Here is a 24225-nt window from a genome sequence, read left to right as displayed (position 1 = left end):
GATGGATTCAAACGAACTCTCTCTCAGCAAGGTCGCCAACCAGCATGCCCGCGTCCTTTCCGGCATGCGTCCCACCGGCCGCCTGCATCTTGGCCATTACCACGGTGTTCTCAAAAACTGGGTTGAACTCCAGCACGAGTACCCCTGTTTCTTTTTCATTGCCGACTGGCATGCCCTGACAACACACTATGATGATCCAAGCATTATTCCCGGGTCTGTCTGGGATATGGTCATCGACTGGCTTGCAGCCGGTGTTAATCCTAACGAGGCGACACTTTTTGTTCAGTCGCGCGTGCCCGAGCATGCAGAACTGCACCTGTTGCTATCGATGATTACTCCGCTTGGCTGGCTGGAACGCGTGCCGAGCTATAAGGATCAGCAGGAGAAGCTGAAAGAGAAAGATCTCGCAACCTACGGCTTTCTCGGCTATCCGCTGCTGCAGAGTGCCGACATCATGCTTTACAAGGCCGGTCTTGTACCTGTTGGTGAGGACCAGGTTGCACACGTTGAGCTGACGCGTGAAGTGGCGCGTCGTTTCAATCATATCTATGGCAAGGAAGCAGACTTCGGCGACAAGGCAGAAACAGCAGCGAAGAAGATGGGCAAGAAGAACGCCAGACTCTATGCACGCTACCGCAAGGAGTGGCAGGAGCGTGGTGACGAGGAAGCGCTGGCAGCAGCACGAGCGCTGCTTGAGGGACAGCAGAACATTACCGTTTCCGATCGTGATCGCCTGTTTGGTTATCTTGAAGGCAGCGGCAAGGTGATCCTGCCTGAGCCACAGCCATTGCTGACCCGGGCTTCGAAAATGCCCGGGCTTGACGGACAGAAAATGTCCAAGTCGTATGGCAATACGATTTCACTGCGTGCCGACCCGGACGAGGTGTCGCAGCAGATGCGTACCATGCCGACTGATCCGGCACGTGTACGCCGTAATGATCCGGGTGATCCATCAAAATGTCCGGTATGGCAGTTCCACGAGGTTTATTCCGACAAGCAGGTGTGTGACTGGGTACAAGAGGGGTGTCGCTCTGCTTCCATCGGTTGTGTCGACTGCAAGCAGCCTGTTATCGATGCTGTTGTCAACGAGCTTCAGCCGATGCGTGAACGCGCTGCCGAGTTTGAATCGGATCCTGACGTCGTGCGTACTATCATCAATGAGGGTTGTGAAGCAGCACGTGAAGTTGCCTATGACACCATGACGGAAGTTCGCGAAGTGATGTCACTGGAAGCGATTCGCTAATGGAACAGGAAGAGTTGCAGGTCACAACACAGCCTCAGCAGCAGGAGATGCCTTTCGCAGTCGTGCAGGGCGAACCCATGCTGGAGTTGCCGGGTGACCTCTATATTCCACCGGACGCACTCGAGGTGATTCTCGAGGCTTTTGAAGGTCCGCTGGATTTGCTGCTTTACCTGATCAAGCGCCAGAACCTCGATATTCTCAATATACCGATTGCAGATATCACCGCGCAGTACATTAATTACATCGCCATGATGCAGACTCTTCGCCTGGAGCTGGCCGCAGAGTACCTGGTGATGGCTGCGATGCTGGCCGAAATCAAGTCGCGCATGTTACTGCCGCGAGTTAACGTCGAAGATGACAGCGAGGATGATCCTCGTGCCGAGTTGATTCGTCGTCTGCAGGAGTATGAACGTTTCAAGCAGGCCGCGGAGGATATCGAAGAGCTGCCACGCATGGGGCGTGATCACTACCAGACAGAAGTTGCGGATCCCTACAAGCATATTGAGCGTCCGTTGCCTGATGTTGATCTGAAAGAAGTTCTGGTCGCTTTTTACGATGTATTGCGACGCGCTGACATGTTTACCAGTCACCAGATTGAAAAAGAGACTCTCTCGATGCGTGAGCGCATGTCAATCGTTCTGGAAAAGGCTCGCGCAGACCAATTTACCTCCTTCAGCGAATTTTTCGATATTTCCGAAGGGCGTATGGGCGTGGTGGTCACCTTTATGGCCATCCTCGAATTAATCAAAGAGCAGTTGCTGGAACTGGTGCAGTCCGACAACTATGCACCAATCCATGTTAAGGCACGTAGTAGTCATGTCGAATAACAACGAAACAAATTCAGAAGAGATTCACACCGAGGACGAGGCTCCCGAAATTACGGATGAGCAAGTCAATGATGCAACTCCATTACCATCAGTCGAGGAGAGCGATGCAGTGGAATCTGATGATGAGTCGGATACTCCCGCCGAAAGCGATCTGAAAAACACTGTTGAGGCTGCACTGCTGGCAGCAGGCAAACCACTTAGCCTGGACGTACTTCTGTCGCTGTTTCTCGATGAACAGCAGCCGGACCGTAATGAGTTGCGCGATGTGCTCGAACAGCTGCAGCAGGATTTTGAAGGTCGCGGAATCGAGATTGTCGAAGTTGCCAGTGGCTGGCGAATCCAGGTACGCAAGCAGTACTCGACACGGATTTCGCGCCTGTGGGAAGAGAAACCCGGGCGTTACTCGCGTGCCATGCTCGAGACACTGGCACTGATTGCTTACCGTCAACCAATTACACGTGGCGAGATCGAAGAGATTCGTGGTGTTGCTGTCAGTACAAATATCGTCAAGACCATGTTGGAGCGCGACTGGGTTCAGGTTGTTGGTCAGCGTGATGTGCCGGGGCGTCCGTCACTCTATGCGACAACTCGTGAATTTCTCGACTATTTCGGTCTCAAGAGTCTTGCAGACTTGCCGACGCTGTCCGAGATCAAGGACCTCGACGAGCTCAATCGCAAGCTCAATTTGCCTGAACCTGATGAAGACATTGAGAAGGCTGACGCGGCGAATGAGGCTGTTCTCAACATGGATCCTGATGGGCATGCCGAGGTTGACGAAGAGGCTGAATCAGGTTCGGGTGATGATTCCGATCTCTCTAATACCGAAGCTGAAACCGCAGACCGGATAAGCGATCCTGATGAGATAGAGAGCGACAACGAACCAGACTCAAATGATGAATCCGATCGCGAGGCTCCTACATTTGATGTCGTCGCCGAAGCTGAAACAGAAGATGGGATGAACGATCCTGATGAAATAGAGAGCGATAGCGATTTAGAGTCAGATGACGAATCCGATCGCCACGGTGACGGGCCTCCTACAACCGATCTTTCCGCCGAAGCTGAACCAGAGAGTGAAACAGACGAAACCAATGTCAAAACCGACTGATAAAGAAGCAGGCAAAGAGCGCGTACAGAAAGTCCTGGCAAATGCCGGGCTTGGCTCACGCCGCGAAATCGAGCAGTGGATTCGTGAAGGCCGCATTCGTATCAACGGACGCCTTGCCCAGCTCGGTGACCGGGTGAGTATGGATGATCAGCTCAAGCTTGATGGCAAGACGATACACTCTGACAAGATTGCAAAGGCTGCGAAGAACCATCACATCATTATTTACAACAAGCCAGAGGGTGAAATCGTTTCACGCGATGATCCTGATGGCCGCAAGACTGTCTTCAAGAGACTGCCGAAACTTCATCACGGACGCTGGATTTCGGTTGGCAGGCTCGATATCAACAGTAGTGGGCTGCTGATTTTCACTACACATGGCGAACTGGCCAACCGCCTGATGCATCCATCGACTGAAATCGAGCGTGAATACGCAGTGCGTGTGTTGGGCGAAGTTGATGATGAGATGCTTGAGCAACTTGTTAACGGTGTTGAGCTTGAAGACGGTTTCGCACGCTTCGAGGAGATTGTTGATTCCGGGGGAGAAGGGCGCAACCACTGGTTTCATGTCGTGATCATGGAAGGTCGCAAGCGCGAGGTACGTCGCCTGTGGGAAGCTGTTGGCTGCCGGGTGAACCGTCTCAAGCGTGTACGTTTCGGTCCGATAATTCTCGACAGCAGCGTCAAGGTCGGGCAGTGGCGTGAGCTGGACAAGAATGAGCGTCGCTCCTTGCTGGATATGGCTGAACTGCCGGATAAGGACTTCAATCTGCTACCTAAGTATCATCCGTCGAGAAAAAAGGCTGATGAAGCTGGTACTCCTAAAAGGCGCAAGCCAAAGAGTGTTTGGCGGCGTTAGAAACAGGCACGGGAAATCTTTGTCTATACATCAATGTGATGTTATAAGTTATGATTATTATTAACTAATTGTTATGATTTCCCAGGTAGGATAATATGAAATTCGCATTGAAGTACAAGGAATGGATTTGTCTATAGCACAGGATGTGTTTTCAAGATTGAAACAACACAATAGTAACTGGTGGATTGGCACCGGTCTGCCTGTTGTGTTGGTACTACTGTTGCTGATTGCGATTGCCTCTCAGCTGGCATCTCTCTCATGGTTACTGCTTGATTCCACGCCCGTGGCCACTACGCCAGTGACTCAAGCTGGTGTTGCCCGTCAAAACACTGCTCAAACCACTGTTAACTGGAAAGCCCTCAAGCTGTTCGGAAACGAGAGCGCCACCGTTACGAAAAAACCTGTCAAAAAGGCTCCCCGCGTCACAAACCAGCAAGATTCACAGATTCTGAAAAGGCTCAACGTCAAACTGGTCGGTGTTGTTGCATCTTCTGATGCGGAAAACTCCTGGATCGCAGTCAGTGACGGCGGCAGTGTTGATATCTATAACACCGGTGATGAAATCAAGGATGGAGTTATTATCGACGAGATACGTGCCAAAGAGGTGACGCTACGACGTGGCGATGTCACCGAGGTCATCACGCTGTCAGAGGGAGATGCGAGTAGTGCACGTTCAAGAATACCGCAATCGCGCAATACCGCGAGGGTGAGACCGCCTGCAGGCACTTACCGTGTTACCAATGAAAATGCGAAAAAACGCATCGATGGATACCTGCAGGCACTGAAAACTGATCCGTTGTCGCTATTTGGCAAGGTGCGTACAATCGCTGTAATGCGTAACAACAAAGTGTATGGACAGCGATTGCGTCCGGGCAGTGACCGCACACTGTTGAAGGATGTCGGCTTGCGTTCCGGAGACATTCTGCTCAGTATCAATGGTATCAATGTAAATGAGGCCGCTAATGCCGGTAGCCTTATCGAAAGCATGGCTGCAACAACGGATAGTTTGCAGCTGAAAATAGAGCGGGGCGGAAAGGTGCGTGATATGCGCATTGAGCTTCGTTAAATGATTTGTAACGACTTAACCACGAGAAATAGAAACATGCGTCAATTTGGACTGATACTGCTCACAATTATGCTGCTCGTGCATGCTTCGTTTGCCTCTGCCGAGGAGGTAACGATTAACTTCAAGGATACGGATATTCGCGAAGTGGCCGAAATGGTCTCAAAGGTGAGTGGCAAGAATTTTCTGATTGATCCCAGGGTCAACGGCAAGGTCACTGTACTCTCATCCGAACCGATCAACGGTGATACGCTCTTCTCGACTTTTCTGTCGATTCTCCGCGTACACGGTTTTATTGCTGTGGACGACGGTAACCTGGTGCGTATCCTGCCTGCCAGCTCATCACGTGAACAGGCACCGATAAACCTCAGCGGAAGTGCGACGGATGATGACTCGATCGAGGTGCAGGTGATTCCCGTCGAGCATGTCCCTTCTGTACAGATGGTACCGATTCTGCGCCCACTGGTTGAAAAGGATGGCCATCTTGCTGCACACGCCAATTCGAACAGCCTGATCGTTGCTGCCAGCAGGCGTACCATTGCAAAGATACGCCAGATGTTGGAAACCCTCGATCAGGAAGCTGAATCCGAGCTTGAGACAATTCCGCTGAAACACGCTTCTGCGACAGACATTGTCACTACGCTACAGACGCTTGCAGGTTCAGGCGGCGCTGGCGGTCCCGGAAATCCTAATACCGGAACTGGCACAAAGCTGGTTGCTGAAGAGCGTACCAACTCGGTGCTGGTGTCAGGCAATGTTGGTTTCCGTGAACGCATCAAGCGCATCATTTCCCAGCTCGATACACCGGTCAAGGACAACAGGAATATCCATGTTGTGGCACTGCACTTTGCCAAGGCAGAGGATCTTGCGCCCATCATAGAAAAGCTGGCAACAGTACGTGCACCTGTTTCTCCAGCTGCTGGTTCGCCGGGAGCGCAAGAGCAGGTTCCAAGTGTACAGGCTGATGTCGAGACAAACTCATTGATTATTACTGCACGTCCGGGCCGTATGAAGGAGCTTCGTTCCGTTATTCGTCGCCTTGATGTGCGTCGTTCGTAAGTGCTGGTCGAGGCCCTGATTGCCGAGGTGTCACTCACCAAGGAAGCTGAGCTGGGTATCCAGTGGCTTGGAGCGAGTGATGAACTTCTTGAATCGACTTCTGGTGATGATGATACATCTGCAGGTGAGGCGATTGCTTCTCTGCTCGGAACGAGTGCGGTTTCCCAGGGCACCCTTGTTGGCCTGTTGCATGGTGGTGGTATGAGTTTTGCTGCTATCGGCAGGGCGCTCGATAATGACTCGGATTCAAACATCCTTTCGACTCCCAGTATTTTGACGCTGGATAATCATGAAGCCGAAATTACCGTTGGTCAGGAAGTGCCTTTTACAACAGGTTCCTATACCACCACCACCGGTGATGCGACGAATCCTTTCCAGACAATCACACGTGAAGATGTTGGCCTGACACTCAAGATTACGCCGCAGATATCCAAGGGCAAGGCAGTGGTGCTGGATATAGATCAGGAGATCTCAAGCGTTGTGCCTGGCTCAGCTGCCAGCGACAACCCGATTACCAGCAAGCGCACCATCAAAACCAAGGTGGTGGTTGATGACGAGAGCATTCTTGTACTGGGTGGTCTCATTGACGACCGTATTTCCGAGGCCGAAACCCGTGTTCCACTCCTGGGTGATATTCCTGTTCTTGGTGAGCTCTTTACGCATCGAAAAAATACCAGTGAGAAACGCAACCTGATGATTTTTATTCGTCCCAGTATCCTGCGTGACTCCTACAAGAACCTCAATGCCACGCGCAAGCGCCACAAGGAAGTGCGCGATATGCAGCTGGTAAAACAGCAAGCCGGTATTACCCTGCTGCCTGAAGCAGAGCACCCGGTATTGAAGCAGCTGGATGCAAGAGGGCGTGAGATTGAGCCACAGCCGGTCAAACAGAAGAAAAGCACGGATGATACGAATGGCCTCTGGAAACATTGATACTGAATTTCTCGAAGAAACACAGGATGACAGTGCAGGTAAAATCCTGGGCTACGCATTTTCACGTCGTTTCGGATTGCTGATCAAGGAGCAGCCGCTGGCTGCTGATGAAGCCGTGTCAATTATTGCGCGACCCGGCTTCTCAACTGCCCAGCTAGCCGAGGTGCGGCGTTATCTTGGTCGTCCTTGTCACCTGGAATTGGTCGATGAATCCTATTTCAGCAGCCAGATGCAGAATCAGCAGGAAGCGACAGCTGCCAGTGCAATGACGAATGTCGAGGGTTTTGATACTGATGTCGACCTGAATCGCCTGATCGACGAAATCCACGAACCTGAAGACTTGCTCGAAAGTGCCGATGATGCACCGGTGATTCGACTCATCAATGCACTGCTGACAGAGGCGATTCGTCAGAATGCCTCGGATATTCATATCGAGCCCTATGAGAACCGTCTTCGTATCCGCTTTCGTGTTGATGGTGCACTGACAGAGGTGCTGCAGCCTGAGCGCAAATTTGCGCCACCGATCATCTCGCGAATCAAGGTTATGGCTAAGCTGGATATTGCCGAGAAGCGCCTGCCGCAGGACGGTCGTATCTCGCTCAAGCTTGGCGGCCGTTCGGTAGATGTACGTGTCTCGACGATCCCGGTGGGTAGTGTCGAGAAGGTTGTTATGCGTCTGCTCGACAAACAGGCGGGCAGACTCGATTTGATACAGCTTGGAATGCCTGAGAGTCTGCGAACCACGGTTGAGAATGTGATTCGTAAACCACACGGCATTCTGCTGGTTACAGGTCCTACCGGTTCGGGTAAAACAACTTCGCTGTACGCCATGCTTGGACGTCTGAATGACAACCAGCGCAACATCATGACGGTCGAGGACCCGATTGAATATTACATCGACGGTATCAACCAGACACAGGTCAATCCGGCGATCGGTATGACCTTTGCTGCCGGACTACGCTCAATTCTGCGACAGGATCCGGATGTCATCATGGTGGGTGAAATTCGTGACCTCGAAACTGCCCAGATTGCAGTGCAGGCGAGTCTTACCGGCCACATGGTTTTCTCAACCCTGCACACCAACACGGCGATTGGCGCAATTACCCGTTTGCGCGATATGGGTGTTGAACCCTTCCTGCTCTCGACCAGTCTTAATGGTGTACTTGCCCAGCGCCTGGTGCGTTTGTTGTGCACCTCATGCCGGGAAGCCTACACGGCGGATGCAGCAGAGTGTGAACTTGTTCGGGCAGATAGCGCCAATCCTCCAACGCTCTATCATGCACATGGTTGTTCAGAATGCGGCCAGACAGGTTATCGCGGACGCGTTGGCCTTTATGAGTACATCCATATTGATAACGAAATGCAGAGCCTGATTCATTCAGGTGCTGGTGAACATGAACTGCTCGAACATGCCCGCAGCAGCAGCCGTTCGCTTCAGCAGGAGGGCGTGGAGCTTGTAATACAGGGACGTACAACACTGGATGAACTGGTTCGTGTCGTCGGACTAGGTAACGGTGACAGCTAGCTATGCCAGCCTGGTCATGGGAAGCCCTGGATGCACAGGGACGAATCCGAAAAGGTGTACAGGAGGCCGACTCCCCCAAGCATCTGCGTCAGTTGCTGAGATCAGATGGCCTGAATCCGGTTTCGCTGCAGGAGGCCAGCGGTCGTGACCTCAAGAAGAGTGAAAAGGGCGGCTCTGCAAGTTCATTGACAAAACGCAGTGTCGATCGTCGTCTTGGTGCGACAGATTTGTCGATGTTTACCCGTCAGCTGGCCACCCTGTTACGTGCCCGACTGCCAGTCGAAGAGGCGCTTCGTGTGCTCGTTAAGCAAGCTGATAAAAGTTGGCAGAAGAGTCTCTACACGAGCGTGCGTTCCCGTGTTGTCGAAGGTGTATCACTGGCAGATGCACTGCGCCAGCATCCACAGGCTTTTCCCGAGTACTACGCTGCAACAGTCGCAGCGGGTGAACAGTCAGGGCAGCTCGAAGGTGTGCTTGAACGTCTTGCCGACTACGCAGAGCAAGCTAACGAAACACGTCAGAAAGTGATGTTGTCGATGCTCTACCCGGTGGTGGTGAGTATCGTTGCTGTACTGATCGTCGTGATCCTGATGGTTTTCGTGGTGCCCAGGATGATCTCCGTTTTTGAGCACATGGATCAGGACCTGCCTCTACTGACGCGCGGGTTGATCTGGCTGAGTGATTTTCTGCAAAACTACGGTATCGTCGTAGCGGTGGTGATTGCGGTAGCGATTGCCTTGTATACATGGGCCTACACGAAACCGGCATTCAAGCTGAAGATGCATCGCCTGATTCTCAAGATGCCTTTTCTTGCCCATGTCAGCAGGGAGATGAATACAGGACGATTTCTGATTACCTACGGCATTCTTCTCGCCAGCAAGGTGTCTGCAACACAGGGCATGCTGACAGCCGCAGAGGTGCTTGCGAATCTTGAAATACGTGAGCACATCAAGAACGCAGCAGCACGTGTGAGAGAGGGTGCAAGTATCGGCAGTGCACTGGGTAATACCGGCTTCTTCTCGGCCATGGCACTCAACCTGATTGCCAGCGGCGAGGCCTCGGGTAACCTGGCTGAAATGCTGGAGCGCGCAGGTGAAAACCAGGAGCGTACGTTGCAGGCGTCAGTGACGACAATTGTCGGCATCATGGAACCGGTAATGATCGTCATCATGGGTGGTGTGGTGATGATGATTGTTCTGGCTATCCTGTTACCTATTTTACAAATGAACCAGATGGTATAAAGCATGAAAGTTGTAAAACAGCAGTTCAGGGGAGCAGCACAGAGTGGATTCACGCTCATCGAAGTGATGGTGGTGCTGGTCATGATCGGTATTCTGGGTACCTTCGTGGTACTGAATGTCATCGATCGCCCGGACCAGGCACGGACACAAAAGGCGCAGAATGATATCAGGACAATCGAGAGTGCGTTAAATCTCTATCGCCTCGATACATTCTCCTATCCGACCACGGAACAGGGTCTGGCAGTACTGGTTCCCAAGTACATCCAGCACCTTCCGGAAGATCCGTGGAAAAAAACCTATCTCTACCTCAGTCCCGGTGATCACGGTGAGATGGATATCTTTACCCTTGGTAGCGATGGCCTCGAAGGTGGAGAAGGCCAGGCAGCTGATATTGGCAACTGGAATATTGAGTAATTACAGGGGCCCAGTCATACCGGCCCAGGGCCGATATCGATGGAGCCCCGTTTTCGACCGCCATGGATGGCGGTAGGGACACACGGATGACATTTTCCCTATGAATCATAAGCGTAGCAATGGTTTCACACTGATCGAGATTCTCGTCGTTCTCGCACTGGTCGGTGTGCTTGTTTCTGTTGCCATGCTGGCGATTCGTGGACGCGATGCACAGTCAGTTGTCGACGAAAGCGTACAACAGCTTGCCTTCTCTCTTCGTGTTGCCGGAGAGGAGACGCTCTTCAGGCGCCGTGCACTTGGTCTATATCTTTATAAATCCGGTTACCTGTTTCTTGCCAGTGACAAGGAAGGCTGGTATCCGGTCAACGAAAATTTCTTCAAACCGCGTGAGTTTCCCGAAGAGCTGCGTCTGACTCTCTATGTGGATGCTGCGCCACAGGTACTCGATGAGGAACCGCCGACAGGCGATGATGCAGAAATCAAACCTCAGATCCAGTTAATTCCTGATGCAGAAGCGATTCCGTTTGAAATGCTTTTTGATCTTGAGGGACTGCAGCAGCGCAAAATTGAGATGACGCCAACCGGGCGCATCCTCACACATCTGGAGGCTGAAAAATGAACAGTCGGCACAGCCCGGGTAATGAAAGTGGATTCACCCTGATTGAAGTGCTGATTGCGCTGACAATTGTTGCCATCGCCCTGACCAGTGGTCTGAAGATGCTTGGCCAGTACACCTCTAACCTGGGTTCGATCCAGGAACGAACCTGGGCTGACTGGACAGCAATGGATAACCTGGTTGCGTTGCAACTGAGTGAGCAGTGGAGCAAAACAGGTGAGGTCAAGGGAACAGAGAAGCAGACACCGTATCGATTTAACTGGCTGCGCAAGGTGAGTGAGACTCCCTATGAGAATGTGCGGCGAATAGAAGTTGAGATTCTGAATGGTGCCGATAATCAGTCGTTGCACCGTCTCAGCTGTTACACCGGCAAGGAGTCAAGCTGGTGAACAGACGTGTTGGCGGTTTTACCCTGATCGAATTGCTGGTATCCATATTTATTCTGTCGATCATCTCCGTGATCACTTACCAGGCGTTGCAACAGGTCCTGACTGTTGACCGGGTCAGTAGCAAGAGGGCAGATGAGATCGCTGAATTGCAGCACCTGATCGGTGTCATGGAGCGGGATTTTATCCAGATTGCACCGCGTCCGATTATTGATGAACTGAATCGTGAACGGGCAGCTGTCAGCATCGAAACCAATCCATGGTCGCGCATCGAATTCACTCGTGGTGGTGTAGCCAATCCGCTCGACAAGGCAAAGTCCTCCCTGATGCGTGTTGCCTGGGAACTGAATAACGGCGAACTGTCACGTACGACCTGGTCAGTGCTTGACCGCTCTGCACAGACGCAGCCCTATTCGCAGGAAATACTGATGAGCGGTGTCACCGGCATGAAAATCCGTGCGATGTTTGAAGAGAGGTGGCAAACGTCCTGGCCACGAACTCCGGTTGGTTCAGCCAGCGTCAACTGGATAGAAGAGCTTGTGATGACCCCGCGAGGAGTAGAAGTCATTATCAGCAGGAAAGACAAGCCGGATGTGAAGCGGCTTTTTCTCGGGGTGGGCGGATGAGACAGCAGCAGGGAATCGCGATAGTCTCTGTACTGGTAGTGGTTGCCATTATTGCCGGCATCGCCTCGTCGGTCATGCTTGACCAGCAGCTGCTGATACGCAGGGCTGAGAACCAGTTGCATGGTAACCAGGCGATTCTTCATCTTGTTTCGCTTGAGACTTATGCCAAGGAAGTGCTGATACAGGACCACGAGGACAACCCGGATGAGGATACACAGGAAGAGGCATGGGCCATACCGCTGCTTCCGGTCGAAACCGATGGTGGTGTTGTTTCCGGTTACCTTGAGGACCTGCAGGCACGTTTTAATCTTAACGCAGTGGTTGATAAAACCGGTAAACCAGTTGAGGCTGCCCGGCAGCAGTTTGAATGCCTGGTGAACAGGGCGACATCCGGGGAGCTGGATGCATCATCACTTGCCAGTGCACTGGTTGACTGGCTTGATGGTGACCAAAATGCAGGCCAGGGTGGAGCCGAGGATCTCGATTACCTGGGACTTGACCCTGCCTATCGAACAGCATCACGACCAATGGCGAGTGCGACCGAACTTCGCCTGGTACAGGGGACGAGCGCAGAGGGCTGGAAGCTGTTAGCGCCGTTTATTACCGCTTTGCCTGGTTCCGAAGTGCCGATCAACGTCAATACGGCATCAGCTGAAGTGCTCAGCTGTCTTGATGATGAGATCGATTTTTCGCTTGCACAACAGATTGTCGATGAACGCAAAGAGGGTACTTATTACTCCTCGTGGCAGTCGTTCCTTGGAAAAATCAAGTTGGCTTATCCGCCGGAAGCGGAAGTCACACAGGAGGAGTTGAGAGTCGGCTTCGCCAGCAGTTATTTTCAGCTTAACTCTTTTTCGTCCTTTGGAGATATCAGCCTGTCGATGCGACAGCTGATTAACAGGAATGAGCGGGAAGCAAGGACCCTGATGCGCGAGTTTGGTGGTGCAGAATGATGTGTGTATTGAACAACCAACAATTATCGAATAGCAACTAATTAAGATAGAATGCCATCCATGAATATTACTTACATTGCCTGCCCGGATGAGTCGTTAGAGACTTGTTCGTGGATGCGTTTTGTTGGCACTTCGCCATCCGCAGCCGCACAGCAGGGAACGCTTGATGAACTCCTGCAGGAAGCAGCAGGGCAGAAGCTGTTACTGGTGTTGCCTGCCGTGATGGTAAGCCTGCTGAAGGTGCAGGTTCCTGCAAAGTCAGACAAGCAGTTTATTGCTGCGTTACCATTCGCACTCGAGGAAGAGCTGGCAGAAGATGTCGAACAGCTCCATTTCGCGGTGATGAATCGTGCAGCGGACGGCCAGACAAGTGTCGCAGTCACAAGCAGGCAGCAGATGCAGAAGCTGTTTGACCAGCTTTCGCAGCATAGCTTCAGTGAACTCCATGTGATTCCTGAAACACTGCTTCTTCCGGTCAATAGCGGATCCTGGAGCCTGTTGGTTACAGATGATCACTCCGTTTTACGTAAAAGTTCAGCTGCAGGATATGGTTTTGACAGTGATAACCTGCACTCACTGCTCGAATGTGAGTCTCATGCGCAGGCAGAAGCAGAAACGGAAGAAGCGTTGAAGGTCGATGTTTTCGATTTTCGTCAGCAAGACTCATCTCAATTGGCCGAACTGCCACAACTGGATAGCCTTGCATGGCAGCAGCAGGAGATGAATGTTGATGATCCGCTTACAGCAAGGATCGGACTATTCCAGCACTACTGGAGCGAGAGTGGCGACAGGGCACACAACCTGTTGCAGGGTGTTTTCAGGATTCGCCAGGAGGTTGAGGGCGGTCGCCGCAACTGGCTGATTGCTGCAAGCCTTGCTGCCGTGTCACTGCTCCTGTTGGTGGTCATTAACGGAATCGAGAATGCACGTCTGCAGACACAGCTGGATCAACTTGAGTCACAGATGCGAACACTCTATTCAGAGGCATTCCCCGGTGAGCAGGTATCTAATCGTCCTGTCTCCGAGATGCGTAATCGTCTTGCCAAACTGAAACGTGAGCGTGGTGCAGCGGATGAACGTTTTCTCGACTACCTCGCAGTGAGCGGACGCCATTTGCATCAATTGCCCGCCAAGAGCATTGAGTCACTGCGCTTTCATCGCCAGGTACTGGAAATTGATATCCGTGCATCATCGGTTGAAGCGATTGAACAGCTTCAGCAAAAGATGCAGAAGGATACGCTCAATGTCGAACTCAAGGCGATCACCTCGGAGTCCGGTGTTGTTCGTGGACGACTGGTTGTATCGGAGCAAAAGTCATGAATATTCGTGAATGGTTTGCACAGCGCACACAGCAGGAACAGCTGCTGATCACGATTGCATCAGTCTTCCTGATTCTTTTTCTCTTCTACCTGTTGCTCCTCAGGCCACAGGCCCAGCACAAGAGTGAGTTACAGGCGAATATTGACAGCAGGACGAGCATGGTTAACTGGATGGCTGGCGCCAGTGCGGAGATTCGTGCCCTGCAGGCTGGCCATGGAAACCGCAATCGCAATGATGGACGCACCCTGATTGCACGTGTCAGCTCGGTGCTGAAAGAGAAGTCGATTGTGCCATCGGGCATGCAGCCGGAGGGTCAAAAACGCCTGCGTGTGACTATCGACAGTGTTGCTTTTACAGTACTGATGGAGCGTCTTGGCAAGCTCTATGGCGATTATGGTGTAAGCGTCGAACAGGCAACCATCAGACCTGTTGACGGAGCCACGGGCATTGTCAGTGCCCGCCTGACACTCTCACGCCCATGAATATCAGGCTGCGCTGGATCATTCCGGCTTTTATCATTCTGTTTTTATTCCTGCTTCTCGCCAGGGCACCGGCAAACCTGCTCGCTGGACAGCTTGCGCAACAGTTTCCTCTGCTGTCACTCTCGGGTGTCGAGGGGAGTTTCTGGTCTGGTCGCGCATCCAGGGTACAGTATGACCGGATCGACGCGGGCGAGCTGAACTGGTCTTTCAATCCTCTTGACCTGTTATTCGCAAGCTGGGGTAATGCAGTTGAACTGAGCAACGCCGGTCAGTTTGAGCTTGATGGTGATCTCTCCTTGTCGCCTTTCGGTTCTGCTAGCCTCTCGAACCTGCACTTGCAGACCAGGCTGGCATGGTTGCTCGAGATGAGTGGTAAGCATTTACCTGGCCTGGTTCTTGATGCAGAGGTTGATGCATTGATTGATGATGCGTCCTGGTCAGAAGAGCAGGGTGTAAAAACGCTCGAAGGAAGTGTCAGGCTCACTAATCTGACACTGCAACCACAGAACCTGGGTGATTTTGTTGCTGAAGTCAGCATCAACGAGGCAGGTCAGACCCTGGTTGAATTCCAACCGTTGGGCGAAACCGGGCTGGATGCCAGCGGGACTCTTGAAATCGGCAAAGATGGAGAGGCGACACTCGACATGACTCTCGCACGGCTTGAAGCGCTCGGCAATAATGCCGGACTGGTAAAAAGTCTGACGCGGGCACAGGGTGAGCGCCGTCATTTCAGTTGGCAGGGGAATATCAATACTTTTCTGCGATAGTCGCATGCAAGATTCGTCACCCCGGGCTTGACCCGGGGTCCATCCAGAACAGCGCACGCCCTTATGGAGACCGGCTCAAGGTCGGCATGACGACCATTCTCCTACACACGGGGAAATCAGGCAGGAAACAGGTCACTAATAACCCTCAAACTGTTATAATCCCCGGCCATTGTGATTACTAACGACTTCTTTCGATGACAGATCCCGTAACAGACCAGCAGCTAGACGAAAACCAGTTGATCGCGCAGCGCCGTGAAAAACTCGATGCCCTGCGTGAATCGGGCAAGGCTTTCCCGAATGACTTCCGCCGTGACGTAGTCACAGGTGAACTGCATGCCGAGTACGGCGAGAAGAGCAAGGAAGAGCTCGAGGAACTGGGTTTGCGTGTCAAGGTTGCCGGACGCGTCATGAGTCGCCGCATCATGGGCAAGGCGAGTTTTGCCCACCTGCAGGATATGTCAGGCCGCATTCAGCTCTATATCGCGCGTGATGCGATTGGCGAGGATGCCTACACAGGTTTTAAGAAGGACTGGGATATCGGCGACATCATTGGTGCCGAGGGGCAGCTGACAAAAACCAACAAGGGCGAACTCTCAGTCCGCTGTGATTCGGTGCAGTTGCTGACCAAGTCACTGCGTCCCTTACCGGAAAAATTCCACGGTCTCACTGACCAGGAGCAGCGTTACCGTCAGCGCTATCTCGACCTGATTATGAGTGAGGCATCACGCGATACATTCAGATTGCGTACCCAGGTTGTGCAGTACATCCGTAACTTCCTCAATCAGCGTGATTTCATGGAAGTCGAGACGCCGATGATGCAGGTGATTCCCGGTGGTGCGGCAGCGCGTCCATTTATTACTTTTCATAACGCGCTCGATATGGATCTGTTCCTGCGTATCGCTCCGGAGCTTTACCTCAAGCGACTGGTTGTCGGTGGTCTTGAGCGCGTTTACGAAATCAACCGTAATTTCCGTAACGAGGGTCTCTCAACACGCCATAATCCTGAATTCACCATGCTCGAGTTCTACCAGGCCTATGCAGATCACAACGACCTGATGGACCTGACCGAGGAGATGCTGCGTAGTCTGACTCAGGATGTGCTGGGTTCGACAACTGTCGAGTACCAGGGTGACCATTATGATTTCGGCAAGCCCTTCGCGCGCCTGTCAGTACGCGATAGCATTCTGCAATATAACCCGGACCTCACGGCTGCGCAGGTCGATGATTACGATGCTGCCTGCAAGGTGGCCGAGAGCTTGGATATTCCGCTGAAGCCGAGCTATGGTCTTGGCAAGGTACAGATCGAGATTTTCGAGAAGACAGTCGAGCACCGCCTGATGGATCCGACTTTCATTACTGCCTATCCGACCGAGGTGTCACCTCTCGCTCGCCGCAGTGATCATGATCCTTTTGTTACCGACAGATTCGAGTTCTTTGTCGGCGGGCGTGAAATCGCAAATGGTTTCTCCGAGCTCAACGATGCCGAGGACCAGGCAGAACGCTTCCGCCAGCAGGTGCAGGAGAAAGAGGCCGGTGATGATGAAGCGATGCATTTTGATGCCGACTATGTACGTGCACTCGAGTACGGCATGCCGCCAACTGCGGGCGAGGGTATCGGAATAGATCGACTCGTTATGCTGCTGACCAACTCACCGTCGATCAGGGATGTGCTGCTGTTTCCGCATATGCGCCCTGAGTAGACTGATTTAAGGTGAAGCGTGTCACGTCAATCATCCCGTAAAAGCCGCCTTAAAAAGTGGCTTTTTCTCTCTGTACTCTTACCTATTCTTTTACTACTGATTTTAGTCTTGGTATTCAGATGGGTTCCGGTTCCGACGACCTCTTTCATGCTGCAGGCATCATGGAATGCATGGCAGCAACCGAATCAACACGAGCCTGTTCGTCACGACTGGGTTAAATACAGCGAAATCAGTCCCCAGTTGGCACTTGCCGTGATTGCATCCGAAGACCAGCGTTTTCCTGAGCACTATGGCTTCGATACTGTTGAAATCATGAAGGTGCTTGAGAGTAACACTGCATCGCGTGGCGCCAGTACATTGACCCAGCAGCTGGCAAAGAATCTCTTTCTATGGAGCGGGCGAAGTTATGTGCGCAAGGTGATCGAGGCCGGAATCACACTGCTTATCGAGTTGATGTGGAGTAAGGAACGCATTCTCGAGGTTTACCTCAACAGCGTCCAGTTTGGTAACGGGATTTACGGTGCCGAGTCGGCAAGTCAGATCTATTTCAGGTCATCAGCACGTTACCTGTCGGATCGGCAGGCGGCGCTTCTGGCGGCAGTTTTACCCAATCCCAGGGCCTATTCTGCAGACAGACCTGATGCCTACGTGGTCGAACGTCAGAAGCGTATACTGCGCCAGATGCGGAATCTTGGTGGCGTGGGATATCTTGAGAGGATTAAATAAACTCGCAATCCCCACGATGACGGAAGTATGGATTAGCAGGTTTTATTCAATTCAGATCAACGCATCAAACGGTTGTATCAGCACTGTCTCTCCCTCTGCGACACCGGCATTCTCTTCCGGCAAATGAATGAAACAGTTCGCTTTGCTCATCGAAGTGAGAATTCCTGATCCCTGCGTGCCTGTCGGTGCAACAGTGAATTTCCCGTTGTCATCCTGTTCGAATAAACCTCGCAGAAACTCAAAACGACCCGCACGCTTGCGAATGTCTCGGCTTGCGCTTGCCGCGATCATCAGCTGCTGTTTCGCCTTGCCGGATGCGAGAATCTCGATTGCCGGTTGGACAAACTGGTAAAAAGTCACCATGACTGCAACCGGGTTACCGGGCAGGCCGAAGAAGAGGGCGTCACCGAGTTTTCCAAACACCAGCGGTCTGCCCGGTTTCATGGCGATACGCCAGAAGTGCATGTCGCCAAGTTCATCGAGAATCGGCTTGGTGTAGTCTGCCTCGCCGACAGAGACACCACCGGAAGTAATCACCATGTCAGCGATTCGGGCAGCATCTTTAAAGGCTTTTCTGAGGGCATCCTGATCATCTGGTATGACACCCATATCAATGATGTCGACGTTGAGTCTGCGCAGCATGCCGTAGAGGCTGTAGCGGTTGCTGTCGTAGATTTCACCTTCGGCAAGCGTTTCTCCTACACCGACCAGTTCATCACCGGTAGAGAAGAAGGCGATTCGCGGGCGCACTCTTGTTTTAACTTCTGCCACACCAAGTGATGCGAGGATGCCGATATCTGCCGGTGTCAGTGTGCGACCAACTTCGAAAACAGTGCTGCCGCGCGGAATATCCTCGCCTGCATATCGCACGTTCTGTCCCGTCCTGTGGCCGCTGCCGATCCTGATCACGTCATCGCCAATGCGTTCTGCATGCTCCTGCATGATGACGGTATCACAGCCTGTTGGCATGGGGGCACCTGTCATGATGCGTATGCAGCACCCTGGTTCACAGCTGCCGTTGTAACCGTTGCCGGCGTAGGCGGTGCCACTCACTTTCAGTGCAAGTGTGTCGTCTGCAGGTAGTTCCTCTCCACGCATTGCGTAGCCATCCATCGCAGAGTTGGTATGACCCGGTACGTCGAGAGGTGATTTGATTGTCTCAGCCAGGACACGGCCAAGTGCACTGCGCAATGGTTTTTTCTCTTCAGCTTGGATTGGGGAGACGCTGTCCAGAATCTGTTGACGTGCCTGTGAGACTTTCAGAGATTTTGTATCTGATGCATCTGCACAGGAGATTGCAATTTTAATTTCTGTCATGAATCTCCTCCGTTAATTTTAGTCTGCCCAGGCGAGAATTTTTTTGAGGATAAAGTCAGCGACTTCCGTCGGATCATTCAGCGACAACTGCGGTATACCCGGATCCTCATTTTGAGGCTGATCTGACGCAATCGCGATGATATTAGGGTCATCAGGATAGAGCAGTGGCTTGCCTGCGGCAGGGCGGTGGCATTCGATCTTCAGGAATTGCTCGGTTTTGAAACCCTCTACCAGAACCAGGTCAATGCCGTCTGTATCAAGGTAATGCAAGGCGTCAGCCAGGGTTGGCTCTTTCTGATTGTCCGGCAGTTCACGCATCCATGCATAGCGTTTCGACGATGCCAGCATGACCTGTTCAGCACCTGCGTGTCTCAGCGTGTGACTGTCTTTTCCCGGATGGTCGACATCAAATGTGTGATGCGCATGCTTGACCACGGCGATGCGAATGCCCCTTGCACGTAAAATCGGGATGAGGTGTTTAAGCAGGGTTGTTTTCCCCGTACCACTCCATGCGGCAAAACCAACCAGGGGAATTGGAAAATCCATCAGACGCTCTCCTTCTCTCTGTTCAGCGGCTGGTGACTAAGCCTGGCTTCTTCTTCTGCCTGCTGTTCCGGTGTGTTGACGTTATTGAATGATTTGGCGACTTCACTGAAGTCGGCCGTGACCATTTTGTGTTTCGGGTACCAGAGATCGATTTTGCGATCACCGTTGGCAAGAAATTCATGCAGGCTCGGCAACAGTGATCGTTTCATCAGCGCATAGACAGGTTGTAGACGCTTGCCATCGTGAGCAACTGCGATGTCGGCATCATCCGACTGCAGAGCCTCAAGCAGTTTTGACACCAGTCTGTGTGGCAAGGTGGGGCCGTCACAGGGGAGGGTGATCATCAACTCTGTCGGTGAATGTTCAAGGCCGGCAGCAAAGCCTGCCAGCGGGCCCTGGTAATCGTTTAGGCTATCGCTGATTACCGGGTGTCCATAGCGTTGGTATTCATCGAGATTGCGATTGGCGTTGATCACGACATGATCAACCTGCGGAGCAATCTGTTCCAGTATGAATTCGATCATCGGCTTGCCCAGAAGCGGGGTGAGACCCTTGTCCTGTCCGCCCATACGGCTGCCGCGTCCACCGGCGAGTATTAGAGCCGTGACCTGCTGTTGTTCTGTTGTCTGCATCTTTTGTTTAACTACCCACCTTGCTGACTGGTTTGAGCTCACTGATGTTTCCTGCAACCAGTGGCTCTTCCGGAGTAGTGAGTTTACCACTTTGCAGCATCAGGCGCTGTTCACCCTTGCCGATAAAATGCACCGGGTCATGGGTGACAACAACTAGCGCGATGCCTTCCTGTTTCAGCTGTTCCAGCAGGCTGAGTGTGCGCTGACGAGAGTCTGTATCCATGTTGGCTGTTGGTTCATCAAGCAGCATCACCTGGGGTTTCCTTAGCAGGGCGCGCGCCAGGGCAACGCGCTGGCGTTCACCACCAGAGAGATGTGCGACATTTTCATCTGCAAGTTCCGCCAGATCGGCCCACTCGAGTGCATATTCGATTTCGCTGCGGCGTGCAGCACGTGCGCCACTGAGGGGGTAGTCGAGGTTGCGCCATACGCTGCCTTCGAACAGGTAGGGACTCTGGTGAAGGTAGATGCTTTTGTGGAGCAGGATTTTTTTCGCCTCGCGCCAACTGTAGGTTTTACCACCCAGTTCGATTTCAGCATGATCCGGCCGTTCCATTCCGGCAAGTATTTTCAGCAGGGTTGATTTGCCGCTGCCATTTTTTCCACACAGTAGCAGGCACGCTCCTGAAGCAAGTTCGATGTCGACGCAATCGAGAATTTTTCTGCGAGCAAAGGATTTTTCGATCCCCCTGAACTTGATGCTGATCATGCGGCGAGCCTTCCTTTACCTTGTACGAGTTGCAGCATGCCGTTGAGGGTGAAGGACATCAGCAACAGAACCAGCCCAAGTGCAACGCCCTGGGCAAATTCACCCTTGCTGGTTTCAAGTGCAATAGCGGTAGGGATGTTACGCGTGTAATGCAGAATATTTCCGCCAAGCATCATTGAAGCACCAACCTCGGAGATAATTCGGCCAAAAGCCGCGAGCAGTGCGGCCAGTAAACCAAAACGTGCTTCTCGCATGATTGTCATGGTTGCCCTGGGCAGGCTTGCGCCAAGCGTCCTGGCCGTTTCCCATGCACGTCGGTCTATCGCCTGCAGTGCCGAGTGGCCCATGGCGACCAGTATCGGTATCGCCAGCGCCATCTGTCCGATGATCATCGCAGGCTGTGTGAACAACAGGCGCCACTCTCCCAGTGGCCCTTGTCGCGACAGTAAAATATAAAAAGTGAGACCGACGACAACAGCCGGAAAAGAGAGCAGGGTGTTGAACGAAGTGATAAGAAATCGCCTGCCGATAAAATTACCGTAGGCGAGCCCAAACGCAATCAGCAGCCCGATTGGCAGTGCCAGCAACAGTGCGCTCATGGAGACTTTGAAGGAGATGCCTATGATTCCCCAAAGCTCGGGATCGGCAGCGAACAACAGTTGCATCGCATCTCCGACGGTGTCCCATAGTGATGTCATACAGGTTATTTGTCCAGGTGCATGGCTGTCTGTGCAGCCGATGGTACAAACAGTTGCTCGTCGTGTATACGGTAGTCGGCGATCTGCTGTTGTGCATCCTTGCTGGTGATCCAGGTGATTAAGGCTTCCGCGCCCGAGTGGTTGAGATCAGGGTAGAGAGACTTGCTGACCTCGATGATGCCGTAAGGATTATGCAGTTTGGTATCGCTCTGGAAAGTGATTCTTAATCTACTCTTCTCACGATAGGCCAGCCAGGTGCCCTTGTCGGCAAGGGTATAGGCATTCATTTCATCGGCTATCTGGATCACTTTCCCCATTCCCTGTCCGGCTTCTCGGTACCAGTCACCAGACGGAGTCAGCCCGGCATCTTTCCACAGGCTTAGTTCCTTTTTATGCGTGCCGGAGTCGTCACCGCGTGAGACAAAGAATGCATTTGTAGAGTGAATCTTTGCAAGTACATCAGATGTTGTCTTGGCTTTCTTTACGCCAGCAGGATCTTCTGCAGGACCGAGGATCACGAAGCTGTTGTACATCACGGCAAAGCGTTGTTCACCATAGCCATCGGCAACAAACTTCTGTTCTGCAGCTGGCGCATGTACAAGCACGACATCGACATCACCATCGCGTCCCATGCGCAATGCCTTGCCTGTACCAACCGCAATGACATGAACCTGATAGCCACTCTCCTGTTCGAAATTGGGAAGTAATTTGTCGAGCAGTCCGGAATTGACCGTGCTGGTGGTGGTAGCGAGACGAATCACCTGGTTGTCTGCAGCACATGCAATGGCAGCGCTGAATAGCAGCGTGAATAGTGCAAATAGCAATTTTACAGTTCTTGTCATGTCATCCCTCTAAACCAGAATGTTGGAATAGCAACTGCTTTAACTTGCAAATAGGATGCCAGTGGCGAAAAGCGGCATATTCCTTAGAAATTGCAGGCCAAAATGTCACAACTAATCGTTTGACTTACTGATAAATGCAGACATAATGACCCAGATAGTTGTCTTGAAAGCCCGAAAGATAAGAACTTTTCTGTCTTAAGTGCCATATCTTTCAGTTAAACGATTACTCAATACATAAGGAATCAGATGCATTCCGAAAAAGAGTCTGTTACTGAAGTCAATCAACTTGCAAGACTGACATCACTGTTACTGGTTGATGCCGATCCTTCCTTGCTGTCTGTTCTGCGTAAAAGCCTTTCCCCGTTGTTTGACCTGGTCGAAGTGGCAGAAAATGCGACTGCAGCAGAGGAGCTGTTGTCGCGAATTCATTTCGACTTGGTGATCAGTGACAGTCATCTGCCCGACTACCCGGGACTCGAACTCGTTCGCCAGCTCCGCAAACAGGGTGATGCCACACCTGTGATTTTTACTTCAGCGGCAACTGAACAGGAAGCGGCAATCGAGGCATTACGTCTCGGCGCTGCCGACTTTCTCGTAAAGCCCTTTGTGCCAGAAGAGGTGGTAACGGCAGCCAGGCTATGCCTGGACAGTGCAGAGAGGCAGGGTGACGCCATTAGTCCACAGCAGTCAGTTGAAGGAAGTTGTGTGAATGGTGGTCTCATCGGTTCCAGTGCTGTGGTTACCGCGGTATGCGATGTCATCAGGCGTGTAGCCCCTATGCCGTCGACTGTGCTTCTTGACGGGGAATCAGGAACCGGAAAGGAGCTTGCTGCTCGTGCAATTCACGACTGGAGCGGCAGGAGCGGCGGTTTTGTACCTGTGAATTGCGGTGCCATGACAGGCGAGTTGCTTGAAAGTGAACTCTTCGGACATGCCAAGGGTGCATTCACAGGCGCCACGCAGGCGCGCGATGGTCTCTTCTTCTACGCCAATGGCGGCACTATTTTTCTCGACGAGATTGGCGAAATGCCAATGACGATGCAGACCCACCTGCTGCGTGTCATGGAGGAGCGCGAGGTCAGGCCGGTCGGTGGCAATCATTCTGTACCTGTTGATGTACGTATCGTGGCGGCGACCAATCGTGACCTCAAGACTGCTGTCGAGCAGGGAACCTTTCGCGCCGACCTCTACTACCGTCTCAATGTCCTCACCATCAGAATGCCGACTTTGCGCGAGCGTAAAGAGGATATACCCGAACTCGCGTCATGGTTTGCCACCACGATCTCGGCAGAACTCGGACTGCCGCAACCACAAATCGACAAGGTTGCGTTGCATCGCCTGAAACAGCACGACTGGCCGGGTAACGTGCGTGAACTGAAGAATGTTGTCGAGCGATGTTTGCTGCTCGGAAACTGTCCGAGTGAATGTCTTGATGGTACTGACTTTTCTGTCGCCAGTGGTTCAGGGGCGCTTGGTGAAAATGCCAACGAGTTGTTACTGGAGACAGTTGAACGCCAGCATATTCTCAGGGTGCTGGAACTGGAGAGTGGGAATAAATCTGCAGCTGCACGCCTGCTCGGTGTGTCGCGCAAAACGCTTGACAGGAAGTGCCGTGCGTGGGAAGCGGAAGAAGGCTAGA

The 24225-nt window shown here is 52.4% G+C and carries 26 protein-coding genes; 20 read left to right on the top strand and 6 right to left on the bottom strand.

All coding sequences use genetic code 11. The features are described from left to right. The first annotated feature begins 1 nt into the window (after position 1). From BOW06_RS03135 to mtgA, 19 genes are all read left to right on the top strand, one after another. Positions 2 to 1243, top strand: coding sequence for a tryptophan--tRNA ligase (locus BOW06_RS03135; protein ID WP_052131941.1), 1242 nt, complete (start codon positions 2 to 4; stop codon positions 1241 to 1243). Next, a complete protein-coding gene (locus BOW06_RS03130) occupies positions 1243 to 2070 on the top strand; it encodes a segregation and condensation protein A (RefSeq protein WP_043115388.1) in 828 nt (275 codons plus the stop codon). The genes BOW06_RS03135 and BOW06_RS03130 overlap by 1 nt, the downstream gene beginning before the upstream one ends. Continuing rightward, entirely contained in the window at positions 2039 to 3175 is a 1137-nt protein-coding gene (gene scpB / locus BOW06_RS03125) for an SMC-Scp complex subunit ScpB (protein ID WP_256858094.1), read from the top strand. Before BOW06_RS03130 ends, scpB begins: the two co-directional genes overlap by 32 nt. Next, a complete protein-coding gene (rluB, locus tag BOW06_RS03120) occupies positions 3159 to 4031 on the top strand; it encodes a 23S rRNA pseudouridine(2605) synthase RluB (protein WP_078452742.1) in 873 nt (290 codons plus the stop codon). The genes scpB and rluB overlap by 17 nt, the downstream gene beginning before the upstream one ends. A gap of 157 nt (positions 4032 to 4188) precedes the next feature. Further along, entirely contained in the window at positions 4189 to 5097 is a 909-nt protein-coding gene (gspC, locus tag BOW06_RS03115; RefSeq protein WP_162181069.1) for a type II secretion system protein GspC, read from the top strand. Positions 5098 to 5133: 36 nt separating this feature from the next. After that, the gene (locus BOW06_RS03110; RefSeq protein ID WP_179115084.1) at positions 5134 to 6153 is read left to right on the top strand and encodes a secretin N-terminal domain-containing protein; all 1020 of its coding nucleotides are present in this window, start codon (positions 5134 to 5136) and stop codon (positions 6151 to 6153) included. After that, a complete protein-coding gene (locus tag BOW06_RS03105) occupies positions 6154 to 7086 on the top strand; it encodes a secretin GspD/PilQ domain-containing protein (RefSeq protein ID WP_078455000.1) in 933 nt (310 codons plus the stop codon). Then, positions 7067 to 8611: a type II secretion system ATPase GspE gene (gene gspE / locus BOW06_RS03100; RefSeq protein WP_078452740.1), complete on the top strand. Its 1545-nt coding sequence runs from the start codon at positions 7067 to 7069 to the stop codon at positions 8609 to 8611. The genes BOW06_RS03105 and gspE overlap by 20 nt, the downstream gene beginning before the upstream one ends. Before the next feature lie 2 nt (positions 8612 to 8613). Further along, a complete protein-coding gene (gene gspF, locus BOW06_RS03095) occupies positions 8614 to 9852 on the top strand; it encodes a type II secretion system inner membrane protein GspF (RefSeq protein WP_043115390.1) in 1239 nt (412 codons plus the stop codon). Positions 9853 to 9855: 3 nt separating this feature from the next. Beyond that, positions 9856 to 10266 carry a type II secretion system major pseudopilin GspG gene (gspG, locus tag BOW06_RS03090; protein WP_043115391.1) on the top strand — a complete coding sequence of 137 codons (411 nt, stop codon included), beginning with the start codon at positions 9856 to 9858 and terminating at the stop codon, positions 10264 to 10266. A gap of 100 nt (positions 10267 to 10366) precedes the next feature. Beyond that, positions 10367 to 10885: a prepilin-type N-terminal cleavage/methylation domain-containing protein gene (locus BOW06_RS03085; RefSeq protein WP_052131943.1), complete on the top strand. Its 519-nt coding sequence runs from the start codon at positions 10367 to 10369 to the stop codon at positions 10883 to 10885. After that, the gene (gene gspI / locus BOW06_RS03080) at positions 10882 to 11271 is read left to right on the top strand and encodes a type II secretion system minor pseudopilin GspI (protein ID WP_043115393.1); all 390 of its coding nucleotides are present in this window, start codon (positions 10882 to 10884) and stop codon (positions 11269 to 11271) included. The genes BOW06_RS03085 and gspI overlap by 4 nt, the downstream gene beginning before the upstream one ends. Beyond that, positions 11268 to 11894, top strand: coding sequence for a type II secretion system minor pseudopilin GspJ (gspJ, locus tag BOW06_RS03075; protein WP_043115395.1), 627 nt, complete (start codon positions 11268 to 11270; stop codon positions 11892 to 11894). The genes gspI and gspJ overlap by 4 nt, the downstream gene beginning before the upstream one ends. Next, positions 11891 to 12847 (top strand): type II secretion system minor pseudopilin GspK, encoded by a 957-nt coding sequence (gspK, locus tag BOW06_RS03070; protein ID WP_043115396.1) that lies wholly within the window; start codon positions 11891 to 11893, stop codon positions 12845 to 12847. Before gspJ ends, gspK begins: the two co-directional genes overlap by 4 nt. Positions 12848 to 12907: 60 nt before the next feature. Then, positions 12908 to 14167 (top strand): type II secretion system protein GspL, encoded by a 1260-nt coding sequence (gene gspL, locus BOW06_RS03065; protein ID WP_162181070.1) that lies wholly within the window; start codon positions 12908 to 12910, stop codon positions 14165 to 14167. Continuing rightward, positions 14164 to 14649, top strand: coding sequence for a type II secretion system protein M (locus BOW06_RS03060; RefSeq protein ID WP_043115398.1), 486 nt, complete (start codon positions 14164 to 14166; stop codon positions 14647 to 14649). The genes gspL and BOW06_RS03060 overlap by 4 nt, the downstream gene beginning before the upstream one ends. Then, positions 14646 to 15416: a type II secretion system protein N gene (gene gspN / locus BOW06_RS03055; RefSeq protein WP_078452735.1), complete on the top strand. Its 771-nt coding sequence runs from the start codon at positions 14646 to 14648 to the stop codon at positions 15414 to 15416. Before BOW06_RS03060 ends, gspN begins: the two co-directional genes overlap by 4 nt. Before the next feature lie 194 nt (positions 15417 to 15610). Continuing rightward, positions 15611 to 17116, top strand: a complete 1506-nt coding sequence (gene lysS / locus BOW06_RS03050) for a lysine--tRNA ligase (protein WP_043115401.1) — start codon at positions 15611 to 15613, stop codon at positions 17114 to 17116. Positions 17117 to 17134: 18 nt separating this feature from the next. Beyond that, a complete protein-coding gene (gene mtgA, locus BOW06_RS03045) occupies positions 17135 to 17842 on the top strand; it encodes a monofunctional biosynthetic peptidoglycan transglycosylase (RefSeq protein ID WP_043115402.1) in 708 nt (235 codons plus the stop codon). A gap of 51 nt (positions 17843 to 17893) precedes the next feature. On the opposite strand, the gene moeA is transcribed toward mtgA, so the two are convergent. The 6 genes from moeA to BOW06_RS03015 are packed head-to-tail and all read right to left on the bottom strand — an operon-like array spanning position 17894 to position 22586. Next, positions 17894 to 19159, bottom strand: coding sequence for a molybdopterin molybdotransferase MoeA (gene moeA / locus BOW06_RS03040; RefSeq protein ID WP_043115404.1), 1266 nt, complete (start codon positions 19157 to 19159; stop codon positions 17894 to 17896). An 18-nt stretch (positions 19160 to 19177) separates the two neighbouring features. Further along, a complete protein-coding gene (mobB, locus tag BOW06_RS03035; protein WP_043115405.1) occupies positions 19178 to 19705 on the bottom strand; it encodes a molybdopterin-guanine dinucleotide biosynthesis protein B in 528 nt (175 codons plus the stop codon). After that, on the bottom strand, positions 19705 to 20337 hold the full coding sequence (gene mobA / locus BOW06_RS03030) for a molybdenum cofactor guanylyltransferase MobA (protein ID WP_078452733.1): 633 nt from the start codon (positions 20335 to 20337) through the stop codon (positions 19705 to 19707). The genes mobB and mobA overlap by 1 nt, the downstream gene beginning before the upstream one ends. A 7-nt stretch (positions 20338 to 20344) precedes the next feature. Continuing rightward, on the bottom strand, positions 20345 to 21046 hold the full coding sequence (locus BOW06_RS03025; RefSeq protein WP_043115408.1) for an ABC transporter ATP-binding protein: 702 nt from the start codon (positions 21044 to 21046) through the stop codon (positions 20345 to 20347). Continuing rightward, on the bottom strand, positions 21043 to 21744 hold the full coding sequence (locus BOW06_RS03020; protein WP_078454270.1) for an ABC transporter permease: 702 nt from the start codon (positions 21742 to 21744) through the stop codon (positions 21043 to 21045). Before BOW06_RS03020 ends, BOW06_RS03025 begins: the two co-directional genes overlap by 4 nt. A 5-nt stretch (positions 21745 to 21749) precedes the next feature. Continuing rightward, a complete protein-coding gene (locus BOW06_RS03015; RefSeq protein WP_043115411.1) occupies positions 21750 to 22586 on the bottom strand; it encodes an ABC transporter substrate-binding protein in 837 nt (278 codons plus the stop codon). 246 nt (positions 22587 to 22832) lie between these two features. Here BOW06_RS03015 and BOW06_RS03010 point away from each other — a divergent pair, with 246 nt between their 5' ends. Then, the gene (locus BOW06_RS03010) at positions 22833 to 24224 is read left to right on the top strand and encodes a sigma-54-dependent transcriptional regulator (RefSeq protein ID WP_078452732.1); all 1392 of its coding nucleotides are present in this window, start codon (positions 22833 to 22835) and stop codon (positions 24222 to 24224) included. The last annotated feature ends 1 nt before the right edge of the window (position 24225 follow it).

This window comes from Solemya velum gill symbiont, assembly GCF_002020255.1.
GTDB lineage: Bacteria > Pseudomonadota > Gammaproteobacteria > Chromatiales > Chromatiaceae.
The sequence above is the reverse complement of the archived record's forward strand: the minus strand, read 5'-3'. Positions and strand labels throughout refer to the sequence as shown.